15 protein-coding genes and 1 pseudogene are annotated in these 16771 nt (G+C 71.5%); 9 read left to right on the forward strand and 7 right to left on the reverse strand.

Features of this window, described 5'->3' with window-relative positions:
- The first annotated feature begins 151 nt into the window (after positions 1-151).
- The gene (locus tag ACFV6H_RS14670; protein ID WP_384790255.1) at positions 152-622 is read left to right on the forward strand and encodes a Dps family protein; all 471 of its coding nucleotides are present in this window, start codon (positions 152-154) and stop codon (positions 620-622) included.
- 99 nt (positions 623-721) lie between these two features.
- On the forward strand, positions 722-970 hold the full coding sequence (locus ACFV6H_RS14675) for a hypothetical protein (protein WP_385541653.1): 249 nt from the start codon (positions 722-724) through the stop codon (positions 968-970).
- A gap of 89 nt (positions 971-1059) precedes the next feature.
- On the opposite strand, the gene ACFV6H_RS14680 is transcribed toward ACFV6H_RS14675, so the two are convergent.
- Both ACFV6H_RS14680 and ACFV6H_RS14685 read right to left on the reverse strand, forming a co-directional pair.
- On the reverse strand, positions 1060-1818 hold the full coding sequence (locus tag ACFV6H_RS14680; RefSeq protein ID WP_385541655.1) for an Fpg/Nei family DNA glycosylase: 759 nt from the start codon (positions 1816-1818) through the stop codon (positions 1060-1062).
- An 89-nt stretch (positions 1819-1907) separates the two neighbouring features.
- A complete protein-coding gene (locus ACFV6H_RS14685) occupies positions 1908-6554 on the reverse strand; it encodes an ATP-dependent helicase (protein ID WP_385541657.1) in 4647 nt (1548 codons plus the stop codon).
- Positions 6555-6633: 79 nt separating this feature from the next.
- Between ACFV6H_RS14685 and ACFV6H_RS14690 the strand changes: the two genes are divergently transcribed.
- The 3 genes from ACFV6H_RS14690 (at position 6634) to ACFV6H_RS14700 (ending at position 8770) form a co-directional block, all read left to right on the forward strand.
- Entirely contained in the window at positions 6634-7533 is a 900-nt protein-coding gene (locus ACFV6H_RS14690; protein ID WP_385541659.1) for an AraC family transcriptional regulator, read from the forward strand.
- A gap of 173 nt (positions 7534-7706) precedes the next feature.
- Positions 7707-8465, forward strand: coding sequence for an AzlC family ABC transporter permease (locus ACFV6H_RS14695; RefSeq protein WP_385542091.1), 759 nt, complete (start codon positions 7707-7709; stop codon positions 8463-8465).
- Positions 8462-8770 carry an AzlD domain-containing protein gene (locus ACFV6H_RS14700; RefSeq protein ID WP_384790269.1) on the forward strand — a complete coding sequence of 103 codons (309 nt, stop codon included), beginning with the start codon at positions 8462-8464 and terminating at the stop codon, positions 8768-8770. Before ACFV6H_RS14695 ends, ACFV6H_RS14700 begins: the two co-directional genes overlap by 4 nt.
- Before the next feature lie 40 nt (positions 8771-8810).
- On the opposite strand, the gene ACFV6H_RS14705 is transcribed toward ACFV6H_RS14700, so the two are convergent.
- Complete coding sequence (locus tag ACFV6H_RS14705) at positions 8811-9782, reverse strand: hypothetical protein (protein WP_384985248.1); 972 nt, start codon at positions 9780-9782, stop codon at positions 8811-8813.
- 79 nt (positions 9783-9861) lie between these two features.
- On the opposite strand from ACFV6H_RS14705, the gene ACFV6H_RS14710 reads away from it, so the two are divergent.
- The 4 genes and pseudogenes from ACFV6H_RS14710 to recX form a co-directional block, all read left to right on the forward strand.
- Positions 9862-10056 (forward strand): DUF3046 domain-containing protein, encoded by a 195-nt coding sequence (locus tag ACFV6H_RS14710; protein WP_384790274.1) that lies wholly within the window; start codon positions 9862-9864, stop codon positions 10054-10056.
- Positions 10057-10373: 317 nt separating this feature from the next.
- A complete protein-coding gene (locus ACFV6H_RS14715) occupies positions 10374-11567 on the forward strand; it encodes an AI-2E family transporter (protein WP_385542093.1) in 1194 nt (397 codons plus the stop codon).
- A 258-nt stretch (positions 11568-11825) separates the two neighbouring features.
- Positions 11826-12971: a recombinase RecA gene (gene recA / locus ACFV6H_RS14720; protein ID WP_385541661.1), complete on the forward strand. Its 1146-nt coding sequence runs from the start codon at positions 11826-11828 to the stop codon at positions 12969-12971.
- Positions 12917-13561, forward strand: a pseudogene (recX, locus tag ACFV6H_RS14725) (recombination regulator RecX); the annotation flags it as partial. The gene recA and the pseudogene recX, both read left to right, overlap by 55 nt.
- Before the next feature lie 278 nt (positions 13562-13839).
- Here the strand turns inward: recX and ACFV6H_RS14730 are convergent.
- The 4 genes from ACFV6H_RS14730 to ACFV6H_RS14745 all read right to left on the reverse strand — a co-directional run bounded on the left by ACFV6H_RS14730 (position 13840) and on the right by ACFV6H_RS14745 (position 16713).
- The gene (locus tag ACFV6H_RS14730; protein WP_385542095.1) at positions 13840-14259 is read right to left on the reverse strand and encodes a rhodanese-like domain-containing protein; all 420 of its coding nucleotides are present in this window, start codon (positions 14257-14259) and stop codon (positions 13840-13842) included.
- Between the two features lie 29 nt (positions 14260-14288).
- The gene (locus tag ACFV6H_RS14735; RefSeq protein ID WP_384985257.1) at positions 14289-14891 is read right to left on the reverse strand and encodes a cysteine dioxygenase; all 603 of its coding nucleotides are present in this window, start codon (positions 14889-14891) and stop codon (positions 14289-14291) included.
- Between the two features lie 74 nt (positions 14892-14965).
- Positions 14966-15013, reverse strand: a complete 48-nt coding sequence (locus ACFV6H_RS14740) for a hypothetical protein (RefSeq protein ID WP_309506048.1) — start codon at positions 15011-15013, stop codon at positions 14966-14968.
- 71 nt (positions 15014-15084) lie between these two features.
- On the reverse strand, positions 15085-16713 hold the full coding sequence (locus tag ACFV6H_RS14745) for an FAD-dependent monooxygenase (RefSeq protein WP_385541664.1): 1629 nt from the start codon (positions 16711-16713) through the stop codon (positions 15085-15087).
- Positions 16714-16771 lie beyond the last annotated feature (58 nt).

Consider the following 16771-nt stretch of genomic DNA (forward strand, 5'->3'; position numbering starts at 1 on the left):
GTCCTGAGGACTGGTCGGGGCTTCTGTCGTGTGCAGAGCCTCTTGCGGAGTTCATTGAAATGACCGTTTTGTGTCATATGTGCCATGGTGGAAAGTGCCTTTGCGATGGAGACAAGGGCGAAGGAACCATGAACGGAACTGGAGGCCACGCATGGCTATCGTGAAGAGCCCCTTGCCCGAGGAGGATCTGAAGCTCGTCGCCGAGACGCTTCAGGGCGCGCTTGTGGACCTGGTGGATATCGCGCTGGTCGCGAAACAGATCCACTGGAATATCGTCGGGCCGCGCTTCCGCTCCATACATCTCCAGCTCGACAAGGTCGTATCCATGGCCCGGAAGCATTCGGACACGGTCGCCGAGAGGGCCGCCGCGATCGGGGTGACACCGGACGGGCGGGCCGCGACGGTCGCGGCGACGAGCGCGTTCGGCGCGGTTCCCAATGGGTGGATCAAGGACACGGACGCCGTACGGATCATGGTCGACGGGCTTGCTTCGGTGATCAGGCAGATGCGGGAGCGCGTCGAGGTGACGGCCGTGCCGGACCCGGTCACCCAGGACGTACTGATCAAGGTGACGGCGGGTCTTGAGAAGCATTCCTGGATGTTCCAGGCGGAGAACATGTAACGGAGATTCCATGTGAAGTCTTCGCGCGCCGGGGAGTGCACCGATGCGCCCTCCCGGCGGTTGATCGTTCGCGTCTAGCCTCGGCCGGAGGAGGCAGCCATGGCAAGGCGATGGATCCTTCTGCCGGCGCTCGCCCTCGGCGGGCTGTGGTGGTGGGCCGTACTGCGGCTCGCGCTGGCGCCCGAGCACAGTGGTCTGGTGGAGGGAGCGGTGGCGGCGGGCAGTTGGGGGCTGAGCCTGTTGCCCGTTCATGTCACGACCGCGCGGCGGCGCCGGCCGGGCAGCCGTCGGCAGGGCAAGGCATCCGGCCGGAGTGATGTCATCACGGCCGACGGTCAGGGCAGTTGACGCGGCTGCGGCAATGCGGCTGCGGCAACTGTGCGTGAGGGGCGGTCTCGTGAGGGGCGGCCTCTTGACGCCGGTGTGTTGACGCTCCGTCAACTTGTGGGCCCGGGCTGACACAGAGGGCACCAGTAGGCGGGACGGTCGTCCTGGTCGGCCTTACGGATGGGAGTGCCGCAGCGAGGGCAGGGCCGGCCCGCGCGGCCGTACACGGAGAGCCGCCGACTGCCGCCCGGACGGTTCCGGTTGGCTTCAAGCAGCTTCTTCGCCGCTGTCACCAGGCGCTCAGGGGACGGGACTTGTCCGATGGGCAGCCAGGGAGTCGCGCGGACCAGAAAACAAGTCTCGGACTTGAAGATGTTGCCGACTCCGGCGAGATTGCGCTGATCGAGCAGTGCCTCTCCGACTGGACGGGTCGGATCGGCGAGGAGATTGCGCAGCGCCGTGGCGGGATCCCAGTCGGGCCCGAGCAGATCGGGCCCGAGATGGCCGACCACCCGTTCCTCCTCACGGGTGCGCAGCAGCTCCAGGACCGGGAGCCGGTAGCCGACCGCGGTCCGTTCCTCGGTGCCGAGGATCGCCCGGATCTGGTGTGTGGGACCGCCGCGCCAGCGCTCACCTTGGGCGTACACCTTCCAGGCGCCTTCCATGCCGAGATGTGAGTGGAGGGTGAGCCCGCCTTCGATACGGGTGAGGAGATGCTTTCCGCGCGGTGTGACGTTCAGGACGGTCCGCCCGGTGAGATCGGCGGTCGCGAATCTGGGCACCCGGAGATCGGACCGGACGAGCGGCCGGCCGACGAGCGCGGTGTGCAGATGTCGGGCGGTCTGCCAGACGGTGTCTCCTTCGGGCATGTCTTCCATGATGCGCGACGCGGTGGAGCCAAAGCGTGGTGTGTACGGGGGCCTGGCCCCGCGTACGGGCCCGGGCCGGCGCGCGCGACTCAGGCGCGCAGACGCAGGCCTCTGGGAGTGGCGTGGAAGCCCGCCACCTCCAGGGCGCGGCCCAAGGGCGAGGTCAGCGCGGAGACGCCATTGGTCCGCTCCACCGTGACCGTACCGAGGGCGCCCGCGCGGGCCGCGCCCGCCAGGGCCTCGGCGGCGGCCCGGAGCGCGGGATCCTCCGGATCCATGGGCCAGGCCAGCAGCGTCTTTCCGCCGCGCTCCATGTACAGCGTCAGCTCGCCGTCCACGAGGACGACCAGCGAGCCGGCCTTCCTGCCCGGTTTATGACCGGCGCCGTCCGGAGGCTCGGGCCAAGGGAGCGCGGCTCCATAGGCGTTGGCGGGATCGGCGGCGGCCAGGACCACGGCACGGGGCGAGGGATGCGCCTCGGCGCGATCACGGGCCGTCGCCGCCGCGCGCAGCCGGTCGACCGCGCCGTCCATCGCGAACTGGGCCGCGCCCAGGCCCTCGACCACATAGCCACGGCGGGCCTGTCCGCTGTCCTCGAAGGCGGACAGCACCCGATAGACGGCGGAGAAGCCGCCCTCCACTCCCTCGGCCGCGACGGCGCCTCTGGTGACGACGCCATGGCGGTCGAGCAGCGTACGGGCCAGGGCATGGGCGCGATGCGTGGGATCCGGCTCGTGTGCGGGCAGCAGCGACCAGCGTCCGCTCACCGTCGGCGGGCCCGTACGGGACGCGGGTCTGGCCGCGGCCGTGAGTGTGCCGTACCGCCCGCGTGGTACCGGGCGCCGCGCGCGGTGGGCCGTGGAGCCCGCGGTCCGTCCCGAGCCGAGCAGGGAGCGCAGCGGCGCCAGGGTGTCATTGGTGAGCCGGCCCGACCAGGCCAGATCCCAGAGGGCGTCGGCGAGTTGGGGATCGGTCGCGTCCGGGTGGGTGGTGGCACGGATCTGGTCGGCGATCTGCCGGAAGAACAGGCCGTACCCGCCCGACAGCGCGGTCAGGACCGATTCATGGAGGGCGGTCAGCTCCAGCGGATGCGGAGGAGGCAGCAGCAGCGGCGCGGCATCGGCGGGATAGAGCGAGATCCAGCCGTCCTTGCCCGGCAGGGCGCCCGCACCGGCCCACAGAACCTCGCCGGTGGTGGTCAGTTCGTCCAGCAGTCCCGGCGTGTAGCCGGAGATCCTGGAGGGCAGGACGAGCTTTTCCAGCGCCGACGCCGGGACGGGCGCTCCCTGCAACTGCTCGACGGCGCGGGCGAGTCCGTCGATACCGCGCAGACTGTTGGCGTGCAGATGCTGCCACTGCGGCAGGAACGTGGCGAGCGCGGCGGGCGCCACCGGCTCCAGCTCCTGGCGCAGCGCGGCCAGGGAGCGGCGGCGCAGCCTGCGCAGCACCGTGGCGTCGCACCACTCCTGGCCGATGCCGGAGGGATGGAACTCGCCCTGGACGACCCGGGAATCCGCGGCCAGCCGCTGGAGTGCGCCATCGGTGACCGCCGGGCCGAGACCGAAGCGCTCGGCTGCCGTGTTCGAGGTGAACGGGCCGTGCGTACGCGCATAGCGGGCGAGGAGATCACCCAGCGGATCCTTGACCGGCTCGGTGAACGCCTCGGGGACACCGACCGGCAGGGCCGTGCCCAGGGCGTCGCGCAGCCGTCCCGCGTCCTCGACGGCCGCCCAGTGGTCGGCTCCGCCGATCCTGGCCTTGATGGCGCGGCGCGTCCTGGCCAGCTCTCCGGCCCACGCGGGCTCCGCCCCGCGCGCGGCCAACTCCGCGTCGGTGAGCGGTCCGAGGACCCGCAGCGCGTCGGCGACGCCCTCGATGTCCTTGATACGGCGGTCCTCCGTGAGCCACTGGAGCTCCCGCTCCAGCTCCGTGAGCACATCCGGGTCGAGCAGCTCGCGCAGCTCGGCCTGGCCCAGCAGCTCGGCGAGGAGCCGGGAGTCCAGGGACAGCGCGGCGGCCCGCCGCTCCGCGAGAGGCGAGTCTCCTTCGTAGAGGAACTGGGCGACATAGCCGAAGAGCAGGGAGCGGGCGAAGGGCGAGGGCTCGGGCGTGGTGACCTCGATCAGCCGGACCCGTCGGGACTCGATGTCGCCCATCAGCTCCGTGAGACCAGGGACGTCGAAGACATCCTGGAGGCACTCGCGCACCGCCTCCAGCACGATCGGGAACGAGCCGAACTCGCTCGCCACCTGGAGGAGTTGCGCGGCGCGCTGACGCTGCTGCCACAGCGGGGTCCGCTTGCCGGGGCTGCGGCGCGGAAGCAGCAGCGCCCGTGCCGCGCACTCCCGGAACCGGGAGGCGAAGAGCGCGGAACCGCCCACCTGATCGGTGACGATCCCTCGGATGTCGCCCGCCTCGAAGGCGACGTCCGAGGCTCCGACCGGCGCCTGCTCGCTGTCGAAGGCCGTGCCGAGGGAGTCCGGCTCGCCGTCCAGCAGGTCCATGCCCAGCAGATCGGCGTCGGGGAGGCGCAGCACGATGCCGTCGTCGGCGTGCATGACCTGCGCGTCCATTCCGTACCGCTCGGAGAGCCGGGCGCCCAGCGCCAGCGCCCATGGAGCGTGCACCTGGGCGCCGAACGGCGAGTGGATCACCACGCGCCAGTCGCCCAGCTCGTCGCGGAACCGCTCGACCAGGATCGTCCGGTCGTCGGGGACATGGCCGCAGGCCCGGCGCTGCTCGTCCAGATACGACAGCACATTGCCGGCCGCCCAGGCGTCCAGCCCCGCCGCCAGCAGCCGCAGCCGGGCATCCTCCTCGGAGAGTGAACCGACCTCGCGCAGAAACGCGCCCACCGCACGGCCCAGCTCCAGCGGGCGCCCGAGCTGGTCGCCCTTCCAGAAGGGCAGCCGGCCCGGGGCGCCGGGAGCGGGAGTGACCAGGACCTGGTCACGGGTGATGTCCTCGATCCGCCAGGAGGTCGTACCGAGAGTGAAGACATCGCCCACCCGGGACTCGTACACCATCTCCTCGTCCAGCTCACCGACCCGCCCGCCGCCCTTCTTGGGATCAGCTCCGGCGAGGAAGACACCGAACAGCCCGCGGTCCGGGATGGTGCCGCCCGAGGTGACGGCGAGGCGCTGGGCGCCCGGGCGGCCCGTGACCGTACCGGCGACGCGGTCCCACACCACGCGCGGACGCAGCTCCGCGAAGGCGTCGGAGGGATAGCGCCCGGCGAGCATGTCCAGGACGGCGGTGAAGGCCGACTCGGGCAGTGAGGCGAACGGCGCGGCACGGCGGGCGAGGGCCAGCAGATCGTCGGCCTGTCTGACATCCAGCGCGACCATGGCGACCAGCTGCTGGGCCAGCACATCCAGCGGATTGGCCGGGATGCGCAGCGCCTCGATGGCCCCGCCGCGCATCCGCTCCGTCACCACGGCCGCCTGCACCAGATCACCGCGGTACTTGGGGAAGACGACACCTGTGGAGACCGCGCCGACCTGATGGCCCGCGCGGCCGACCCGCTGGAGCCCCGAGGCGACCGAGGGTGGTGACTCGACCTGGACGACCAGATCCACCGCTCCCATGTCGATGCCCAGCTCCAGACTGGACGTGGCGACCACGGCGGGCAGCCGGCCCGCCTTCAGATCCTCCTCGACCTGGGCACGCTGCTCCTTGGAGACCGAGCCGTGGTGGGCACGGGCGAGCAGCGCCGGCGCACCTCTGGCCGCGCCCGACTGGGCCATGACCTGGGCCGGGGAGTGCGCCTCGGGCAGCGGCGCGGCGGCCTCGCCGCCATCGAGCACGGTCCCTGTGGCCCGTTCGTACGCGATCTCGTTGAGCCGGTTGCACAGACGCTCGGCCAGCCGACGGGAGTTGGCGAAGACGATCGTGGAGCGGTGCGCCTGGATGAGATCGGCGATCCGCTCCTCCACATGCGGCCAGATCGACGGTCTGTCCGCGCCGTCCGTCTCCGAGGCGGGCGAGCCGCCCAGCTCGCCGAGATCCTCGACCGGGACGACGACGGAGAGGTCGAACTCCTTGGCGGAGGGCGGCTGGACGATCTCCACCCTCCGCTGCGGCGACAGATAGCGGGCGACCTCCTCCACCGGACGCACCGTCGCCGACAGGCCGATCCTGCGCGCGGGGCGCGGCAGCAGCTCGTCGAGCCGCTCCAGGGACAGAGCGAGATGCGCGCCGCGCTTCGTCCCGGCGACGGCATGCACCTCGTCCACGATCACCGTCTCGATCCCGGCGAGCGCGTCCCGCGCCGAGGACGTGAGCATCAGGAACAGCGACTCGGGTGTGGTGATCAGGATGTCCGGCGGTTTCGTGGCCATCGAGCGGCGCTCGCCGGCCGGCGTGTCACCCGAACGGATACCGACCCGCACCTCCGGCTCCGGCAGCCCGCGCCGTACGGACTCCTGCCGGATTCCCGTGAGCGGGCTGCGCAGATTGCGCTCCACATCGACGGCGAGCGCCTTCAGCGGTGATACGTACAGCACCCGGCAGCGCTTCCGGGCCTCGGCGGGCGGCGGGACGGAAGCCAGCCGGTCCAGGGCGGCGAGAAAGGCGGCCAGCGTCTTGCCGGAGCCGGTCGGGGCCACGACCAGCACGTCCGAGCCCTGCTCGATGGCGCGCCAGGCTCCCTCCTGCGCCGCGGTGGGCGCGGAGAAGGCCCCCGTGAACCAGCCGCGGGTCGCGGGGGAGAAGGAGTCGAGCGCGGTCCTTGCCATGTCCCCCATCGTGCACCCACCCACTGACAATCGCCCGGACCTGGGGAAACCGCCCGTGGACGGGCGGCAGAATGGGTGCATGGCGATACGGGAGCAGGCACGGCACTGGCACTATCCCGATCTGCCCGGTGTCGATCTCCTGCGGGCCAGCTACATCGACAAGACCTTCGCCCGGCACACCCACGAGACCTTTGTCATCGCCGCGATCACGGACGGTGTCGAGGTCTTCCACCACGGTGGTGCCAACCGGTACGCGGGCCCCGGCGCGCTCGCGCTGGTCAACCCGGAGACGCCGCACACCGGCCGCGCCCAGGGCCCGGAGGGCTGGCGGTACGGAGCCGTCTATCCGGCGGTCGACGTCGTCGCCTCGATCGCCGCGGAGACCACCGAGATCCGCGGCACTCCCGGATTCATGGCCCCCGTGGTGGACGACCCGTACGCCGTGCGCCTCGTTCACCAGGTGCTGCGCGCGGCCGACGAAGGGAACGCACTGGCCGCCGACACTCTGCTGAGGATCGCGGTGACCAGGCTGCTGCGGCTGAACGGCGGTGCCCTGCCACAGCGCCCGATACGCGGGGCCGGAGCGAAAATCGCGGCACGCGCGCGTACCGTGCTGGAGGAGCGGATGGCCGATCCGCCGTCCCTGGAGCGGCTCGCGGCCGATCTCGGCACCAGCCCTTTCGCACTGCTGCGGGCCTTCAAGGACACCTATGGCCTGCCTCCGCACACCTGGCTCACGGACGCGCGGGTACGGCGTGCCTGCCGGTTGCTGGACGCCGGTACGGCACCGGCGGAGGCGGCCGTGACCGTCGGCTTCACCGACCAGCCGCATCTCCACCGGCACTTCACCCGGATCGTCGGCGTGCCGCCCGGCGCGTACCGCAAAGAGCGCGCGGGCGCGGCCGGGCAAGCCGGCCGGGCCGGATCCGGGCTCAGCACACCCGCTGCACGGTCTTGCCACGCAGCCCCGCGACCCTGATGCCGCCGACGAGGGCTCGCGGTGCCTCCCGCCGCGCCGATCTTCGCGGACAAGAAGTCCGTCAAGAACGCGCTCCGCCCGGAGCGCAAGAACGTACAAGACCGGTCAGGGCTAGGCCCCGTAGCGTTCAGGATGTGTCAGATCAGACAACATCCGCATCCATACCCGAATCCCTGGCCGCGCCGCCCGCGTCTGCCTCCGAGCCGGACCCCAAGCCCGAGCCCAAGCCCGACTCGGCCGTCGTACGTGATGCCCTGGGCGTCGGTGTCGCCGTGGGACTGTCCGGTTTCGCCTTCGGTGTGACCTCGGCGGGCGCGGGCCTCTCTGTCCTGCAGACCTGCGCGCTGAGCCTGCTGGTCTTCACCGGCGCCTCGCAGTTCGCCCTGGTGGGCGCGCTCGCGGCGGGCGGCAATCCGCTCACCGCGGCGGCGGGCGCGTTCTTCCTGGGCGTGCGCAACGCCTTCTACGGGCTCCGGCTGTCCCAGTTGCTACGGCTGCCGGGGCCCGTACGCCCGCTGGCCGCCCAATGGGTGATCGACGAGACCACGGCCGTCGCCCTTGCCCAGCCGACGCGGCGCGGCGCGAGGATCGGCTTCACGGTGACAGGGCTCTCGCTCTACGTGCTGTGGAACCTCACCACCCTGGCCGGTGCCCTGGGCGCGGAAGCCCTGGGCGACACCGCCGCGTGGGGGCTGGACGCGGCCGGGCCCGCCGTCTTTCTCGCGCTGCTCGCGCCCATGCTCCGTACCGCCACCGAGCGGATGGTCGCGGGCCTCGCGGTCGTCCTGGGGCTGGGTTTTCTACCGGTGCTGCCCGCAGGAGTTCCGGTGCTCGTCGCGGCCCTGGCCGCGCCCACTGTCCTCTGGCTCGAAGGACGGCGGCTCGCCGCCCGTGGGACCGGTACGGCCCGCCGGAAGGGAGCGGACCGTTGAACATCTGGATCGCGATCGGCGTGACCGCCGTCGGCTGCTATCTCGTCAAGCTGCTCGGGCTGCTGGTCCCTGTCGGCGTGCTGGAACGTCCACTCGTCCAGCGGCTCGCGGCGCTGCTGCCCGTCGGCCTGCTCGCCGCGCTGACCGCGCAACAGACCTTCAGCGCGAACGGCGCGCTCGTCCTGGACGCCCGAGGCGCGGGGCTCGCGGCGGCGGCGCTCGCGCTGGTCCTGCGCGCCCCGTTCCTGGTGGTTGTCGCTGCGGCGGTGGCCGTCACGGCGGGAGTACGGGCGATCGGAGGCTGACGGGACGGCCGGGATCGGTGACCCACCAGAGGCCTGGTGGCTAGCGCCCGTCGAGCGGGCGGCCGTGGGCGCGCAGGGTCCGCAGCGCCTCGATGGTCACGATCGGCCGCCACTCCAGCGCGGTCCCCGGCGCCCACTGGCGCCGCGCGGTCGGCCAGCCGCCGTCCTCCCGCTGCTGCGCCGCGAGAAAGTCGAGTGACCGCGCCATCTCGTCGTCCGTGAACCAGTGGCGGGCCAGCGACTCCGGCACGCGCGCGTAGTCATGCGGAAAGTGCTGTTCGCCCGGCGCGTACCCCGGTGGTACGGGGTACTCCGCCCGGCGCTCCGGATCGAGCACAGCCAGCCGCCGCGCCCGTACCAGCCGGCCGAGCCGGTCCGCCGCCGCCTCGGCCCGCGCCCGGTCGGGGACACCGTCCAGAAAGGCGACCGCGGCCTCGATCTCGTACGGATGCGAGTCGTACGGAGGTGAGTCCTCCAGCGCCTCGACGGCCGCCCAGCAGAAGTCGGTGGCGCGGAAGAGCCAGGCGTGCCACACCTCGTTCCGGTGCAGCAGCCCCACCACCGGGCCGGTCGCCAGTAGATCGCCCGGCGGATCGTCGACGACCGGCAGGAAGGGCGCGAACGGATAGGCGCGCAGGGAGGGATGGAGCGCGGGCAGCGCGCCCTCGGGCGTCGACACCGCCGTGAGATAGCGGCAGATCCGTTCGACGCGCAGTCCGTCGCAGCGGCCGATGGAGTCGAGGACGCGCAGCGCGTGCGCCGTATGGAGCGGCTGGCTGACCGGACCGCGCAGATCCGGTTCGAGCCCGTGGCCATAGCCGCCGTCCTCGCCGCGATACGCCGTGAGGGCCGTTTCGACGGCGTCCTCGCCGCGGTCCCGGCCGGTCCGGTCCGGCCCGCCGTCCAGGAAGTGGTAGGCGAACCGCCGCTGTTCGAGCACCCGGGCCGTCAGCCAGATGAAGCGCTCCGCGCGGGCGAGAGGTGACGCGGTCGTTGCCGCTGTGCCAGCCATGCTCCGACCGTAGGGCGGAAAGTGCCGGAGGCAACGGAGACCGGCCCCGCGGCACTCTCAGGGACGCGATACTGGTGCCATGCGGTTGACGATTTTCTGGGAGCGGATGGCGGACCACTTCGGCGCCGCCTACGCCGACTCCTTCGCCCGTGACCATGTGATGGCCGAATTGGGCGGCCGTACGGTGCATGAGGCGCTCGACGCGGGCTGGGAGGCGAAGGATGTCTGGCGGGCGGTCTGCGCCGCCATGGGCGTTCCGCCGGAGAAGCGGTGACGGGCACGCCGGTGGCCGGAGAGGGCCGCGACCAGGGAACGGATGCCTCGGCGGTGGGCGACACTGGCCCGGTGGCACCGACTGACGAGACCGACGAAACCGCACTGGACGCGGCGGGCGGGCGACCGCCCGGCGCTCCGCCGATTCCCTCACCGAGCGCTCCCGTGGACGCGCCAGCGCCCCGGCCTGCCTCGGCCGCCGAGACCGAGGCAGGTGCTGGTGCCGATGCCGGATCGGGAAGCGGGAGTACGGGAGGCGGGAGCAGCGGCGGAGGGAACAGCGCGGAGGCGGGCGCCAGGACCGGCGGTCAGGTCCCCATGCCGCGCTGGCTGCCACGCGCCATGATCCTCGCGCTGGCGCTCGTCGCCTGCTTCCAGCTCGGAAGCTGGGCGTTCCATCAGCTCATCGGACTGCTGATCAATGTGCTGATCGCCTTCTTCCTCGCGCTGGCGGTCGAGCCCGCGGTGAGCCGGATGGCGGCGCGCGGAATGCGGCGTGGACTCGCCACATTCCTGGTCTTCTTCGCGGTGCTGGTCGCGTGCGTCGGCTTTGTGGTGATGCTCGGCTCGATCCTGGCGAGCCAGATCATCGACATGGTCGAATCCTTTCCGCAGTACCTCGACTCGGTGATCAACTGGCTCAACGGGACCTTCCGCACGGAGCTGTCCCGGGTCGCCGTCCAGGACAGCCTGCTGCACTCCGACTGGCTCCAGAAGTACGTGGAGAACAGCGCGACCGGCGTCCTCGACATCTCCACCACCTTGCTGGGCGGGCTGTTCCGGCTGCTCACGATCTTCCTGTTCTCGTTCTACTTCGCGGCCGACGGGCCCCGGCTGCGGCGCGCGCTCTGCTCCGTACTCCCGCCCGCCAAGCAGGCGGAGGTGCTGCGCGCCTGGGAGATCGCGGTCGACAAGACCGGCGGTTATCTCTACTCCCGTGGACTGATGGCGCTGATCTCCGGAGTCGCGCACTACATCGTGCTGGAGATCCTGGGCGTGCCGTACGCGCCGGCGCTCGCGATCTGGGTGGGGCTGGTCTCCCAGTTCATCCCGACCATCGGTACGTATCTGGCGGGCGCGCTGCCGATGCTGATCGCCTTCACCACCGATCCCTGGTACGCGCTCTGGGTGCTCGGATTCGTGGTGATCTACCAGCAGTTCGAGAACTACATGCTCCAGCCGAAGCTCACGGCCAGGACCGTCGACATCCATCCCGCGGTGGCCTTCGGCTCGGTCGTCGCCGGTACGGCGCTGCTGGGTGCGGTCGGCGCGCTGATCGCGATCCCGGCGGTCGCCACGTTGCAGGCGTTCCTCGGCGCGTATGTGAAGCGGTACGACGTGATGGACGACGCGCGAGTGCGGGGCGGCAGGCCGCGCCCCGGACGGTCGGTCCTGCGGCAGCTACGGCGCGTGCTGCGCACCGACGACGGCCCGGAGTCCGTCGGGGCGGCCCAGGCGGAGGCCGATGGGCCACGGGCCGATGGGCCACGGCAGGACGACCGGCAGCCGTAGCCGGCACGGCCCTCGCGTATGGGCTCGCGCAGAGCCCTGCGCATGGCCCGTCTTCGGCATGCCATGGGAAACGCTTGACACTAAAATCGAACATCCATTCTTATAGGGGTCCGGTCGGCCGCGCGGATCGCGCGCGGACACCGATGGAGTTTCAGCGGAGTTGTCCACAGGCCGGGAGGACGTCGGGACGCGTTGTCAGTGGCAGGGGATAGCGTCATCGACGTGAAGCGATCGACACAAGCAAATCGGGTGGAACCCATGGCAGGAACCGACCGCGAGAAGGCGCTCGACGCCGCGCTCGCACAGATTGAACGGCAATTCGGCAAGGGCGCGGTGATGCGCCTCGGCGATCGGCCGAACGAGCCGATCGAGGTCATCCCCACCGGATCGACCGCGCTGGACGTCGCCCTGGGCGTCGGCGGCCTGCCGCGCGGACGCGTGGTGGAGGTGTACGGTCCCGAGTCCTCCGGCAAGACGACCCTGACCCTGCACGCCGTGGCCAACGCACAGCGGGCGGGCGGCGCGGTGGCCTTCGTGGACGCCGAGCACGCCCTCGATCCCGAGTACGCGAAGAAGCTCGGCGTCGACATCGACAATCTCCTCCTGTCCCAGCCGGACAACGGCGAGCAGGCGCTCGAAATCGTGGACATGCTGGTCCGCTCCGGAGCACTCGACCTCATCGTCATCGACTCCGTCGCCGCCCTGGTGCCGCGCGCGGAGATCGAGGGCGAGATGGGCGACTCGCATGTGGGTCTCCAGGCGCGCCTGATGAGCCAGGCGCTCCGGAAGATCACCAGCGCGCTCAACCAGTCGAAGACCACCGCGATCTTCATCAACCAGCTCCGCGAGAAGATCGGTGTGATGTTCGGCTCGCCGGAGACCACGACCGGTGGCCGGGCGCTCAAGTTCTATGCCTCGGTGCGTCTTGACATCCGTCGGATCGAGACGCTGAAGGACGGCACCGACGCCGTCGGTAACCGCACCCGGGTCAAGGTCGTCAAGAACAAGGTCGCGCCGCCCTTCAAGCAGGCCGAGTTCGACATCCTCTACGGCCATGGCATCAGCCGCGAGGGCGGTCTGATCGACATGGGCGTGGAGCACGGCTTCGTGCGGAAGGCCGGTGCCTGGTACACGTACGAGGGCGATCAGCTCGGCCAGGGCAAGGAGAACGCCCGTAACTTCCTCAAGGACAATCCCGATCTCGCCAATGAGATCGAGAAGAAGATCCTGGAGAAGCTCGGGATCGGTGTCAGGCCGGAGAAGAAGGCCGAGCCCGCCGCGGACGCGGCCGGTGCTGCTCCGGCTCCGGCTTCGACCCCGGCCGAGGACCCGGTGAAGTCGGCGCCCGCCACTGCCACCGCCTCCAAGGCCAAGTCGGCCAAGGCGGCAGCGGCCAAGAGCTGATCCGTACCGTGCCTGGTGAGAAGAGGTGGCGAGCGGAAGGACCGGGCGACAGCTTCGACTCGTCGAGGGCCGAGCAGGAGCTGTCGCCCCAGGATCCGGTGGAGCGGGCGCGGGCGATCTGTCTGCGCCTGCTCACCGGGACTCCGCGCACCCGTAAGCAACTGGCCGACGCGCTGGAGAAGCGGGACATCCCCGAGGACGCCGCCGAGGAGGTGCTCTCCCGCTTCGAGGACGTGGGACTGATCGATGACGCGGCGTTCGCGGACGCCTGGGTGGAGTCACGGCACCACGGCAGAGGACTCGCCAGACGGGCCCTCGCACGCGAGCTGCGTACGAAGGGAGTGGACGCCGCCCTGATCGAGGAGGCGGTCGGGCAACTGGACGCGGATCAGGAGGAGGCGACGGCCCGCGAGCTGGTCGCCCGCAAGCTCCGGGCCACCCGCGGTCTGGAGCGCGACCGGCGGCTGCGCCGACTCGCGGGGATGCTGGCCCGCAAGGGATATGCGGAGGGCATGGCGTTGCGGGTGGTCAGACAAGCGCTGGAGGAGGAGGGCGAGGACACCGAGGGACTGGACGAGAGCCTCTGCTGAGGCTACGGACCTTCCCTGAACCGGCAGGCATGCCCGAACTCACCTTTCCCGCCCAGCCGTTGACCGGTAGCAGCGATCGGCTTGGATACGGTCACGCCCGGGAGTCCGCCGCGCTCACTCCCTCGCGAGGCCCTCGTCCTGAGAGCCGTCGTGGGTTTCGCGGGCGCGGTCTCGCTGCTCGGGCCGCTGCGGAGGACCGGTTCCGGCCGCCGGCCGGCCGCCGGGAATGTCCGCGCGAATGCCACCCGCATGGCGGCGGACCGGCAGCGGTCACGTACTCACCGAGTGACCGGCAGTCCTTCGGCCTTCCAGGCCTGGAAGCCTCCGACGAGGTCGGTCGCGCGGTGCAGTCCCAGCGTCTTCAGGGACGCAGCGGCCAGGCTCGACGCGTATCCCTCGTTGCAGATCACGACCACGCGCAGATCATGGCTGGTGGCCTCGGCGGCGCGGTGGCTGCCCAGTGGATCGAGCCGCCACTCCAGCTCATTGCGCTCCACGACCAGCGCTCCCGGTATCAGCCCGTCACGCTCCCGCAGCGCCGCGTACCGGATGTCCACCAGCAGCGCGCCCTCCGCCGCGGCCTCGAAGGCCTCGCGCGGCTCTATCCGGTCCAGATCCTCACGGACCCGTTCCAGCAGCTTGTCTATCCCCACCGGCCCAGTCCCGGTCACCTCGGTCGCCACCGGCTCCGTCTCCACGCTTCCGCTTCCCGTCCGCTCGCTCACGCTCACTGCCACTCCTCCGGGCGCTCCACGTGCTCAAGACGGAGCACGGCGCCCGTACGGCTGTAACGGCGCATCAACGGCAGCGGCGGAAAGTACGCGTGGACGGAGATGGCGTGCTCGGCGCCGGACTCGTTGCGCACCTCGTGCACATGGTGCCTGCCGAACGCCCGGCCCTCGCCCGCCGTCAGCTTCCGCTCACGGTCGACACCCTCGGCGAGCTCCAGCGTCTTCCACCCTTCGGTGGGCAGCCGCGCCGCCAGTGAGTCCTCCTTGAGCGCGCCGGCCGCTGTGGCGAACGCGCCGTGCGAGCCGCCGTGGTCGTGCCAGCCGGTGCCCGTGCCGGGCGGCCAGCCGATCAGCCAGGCCTCGCTGCCCGCGGGACCGTCGAGCCGGATCCAGGTACGGCCCTCGGGATCGAGCGGGAGCGAGGAGATCAGCTCGGTGTCGGTGGCCGTCCTACGGACGAAGTCGAGCAGCTCGGCCGGCGTCGGGCCGGAGGCCGGTGAGACGGCGGTGGAAGGCGAGGTCGCGGTGGAAGCCCCGGCGGTCGCGGTCGTGGTGGAGGCGGTGGTGTCGGGCGCGGAGGTACGTACGGGGAGAGACATGGTGACCGTCCTGAGATGTTCGCGAGAGTGTGCTGCCGCGCGGACGCGGCGAGCGCGTGAAGAGAAAGGGCGAATCAACAGGACGGGCGACACACGCAGCCCGCATAGCGGACCAGGTCCATATGGACCCTCCGCCACAGGCGCACATCGGTGTCAGTCACGTTCCGGAGTACACCATGTGCGCCCGCGTCGGTCAATTGATGTTCGCAGTGCGGTCAGCGGATGCCGGCTCGGAAGGCTCCGAACGGGCGGCGGAACGAGCGGACGGAGCGCCTCCGCGCGCCGCGTCGGCCGCCGCGTACAGCTCGGCCGGACGTACTCCGCCGAAGGCCGTGACGAGATGCCCGTCCGGCCGTACCAGCAGCACGGTGTGCGCGGACGCGCCCGGATACGCCTCGGTGACCAGCAGCTCCGCCCGTACCGGCAGGGCGTCCACCGCCGCCGCGAGCCTGGGCATCACACCCGCCGTCAGCCAGTGCCGCCGGTCCCACACGCCCGTACCGGGCGCGACCAGCACCACCAGGAGCTGTCCCCGTCCGAGCCGGTCCCCGAGCCGTACGGTCGTCCCGTCCGGCGCCGTGACCAGCACATCCGCGACCGGACCGCCCGGAGGCGTGCCCACGGTGGTGTGCGCCTCGGCGTATGGAGGCGCGAGAGGGGAGTGCGGATAGGACGGCGGTGCTCCCAATGGCCCGTGCCCCAGATGCCCGTCGGCGAGCAGCGTGTCATGTCCACGCGCGCCCGGCATATATGTACGCAGCCCGCCGCCGCCCCGCAGTATCGGCAGCGACTGGTCGGCCGCGCGCAGCCGGGAGGCGACGGCGGTGCGCCGCTCGGCCTGATAGCTGTCCAGCAGGGCCTCCGTGGCCCCGCGGTGCCAGTCCTCGGCCAGCTTCCAGGCGAGATTGGCGACGTCACGCAGCCCTTCGTCGAGCCCTTGGGTGCCCACCGCACCCAGCAGATGGGCCGCGTCCCCGGCGAGGAAGGCCCGTCCCACCCGCCAGCGCCTGGCCAGCCGGTGGTGCAGCGTGTAGACGCCCGTGTCGAGCAGGTCGTACGGCGGTGTCGCGCCGCACCAGCCGGCCAGGGTGTCCCGTAAACGCGTCACCAGCGCGTCGGGCGTGACCAACTCGCCGCGCGCGGGCAGCAGCCAGTCGAGCCGCCAGACATCGTCCGCGAGAGGCCTCGCGGAGACCTCCTCGCCGCCGCTGGGCCAGGGCGGCTGGCGGTGCAGCAGCGCCTCACCGGGCCAGGGAAGATCGACGCGGAGCGCCGCGACGGCGTGCCGCTCCACCGCCGTACGTCCCGGAAAGCGGATGTTGAGCAGCTTGCGGACCGTGGACCGGGCGCCGTCGCAGCCCACGACATGGCTGCCGCGCCACCAGGTCGCGCCGGGCCCGCGCGTGTGCACGGTGACTCCGCGGTCGTCCTGCTCCAGCGAGTCGAGCCGGCTGCCGGTGACCAGCCGTACGAGCTCCTGGCCCGCGATGGCGTCCCGCAGCCCGCGCGCGAGCGCGTGCTGCGGAATGTGCAGCGGCGCCGGCGCGCCGTCCTCACCGCCGAGCGGCAGCTCCCGCATGAGCTGCTTGCGCCGCATCAGCCGCCAGCCGGTCCAGTGGGTGCCCTGCTCGTCGAGCGTGGTGCAGCCGAGCCGGGCCAGCAGGGCGGTGGTGTCGGGCCGCAGTATGGCCGTACGGGCAGGACGCTGTTCGTCCGTACCCGATCCCTCGTCGAGGACGACGGCCGGGACTCCCTGCGCGGCGAGGGCCAGGGAGAGCGCGAGTCCGACGGGGCCCGCGCCGGCGACGATCACCGGGTCCACGGCGCGACCCCTCCGGCCCGTGCGGTCTTGCGGTCAAGGGCGGTAGGAGCCCGGTACG

Origin of the sequence: Streptomyces sp. NPDC059743 (genome assembly GCF_042732975.1) — a bacterium.
Classification (GTDB): domain Bacteria; phylum Actinomycetota; class Actinomycetes; order Streptomycetales; family Streptomycetaceae; genus Streptomyces.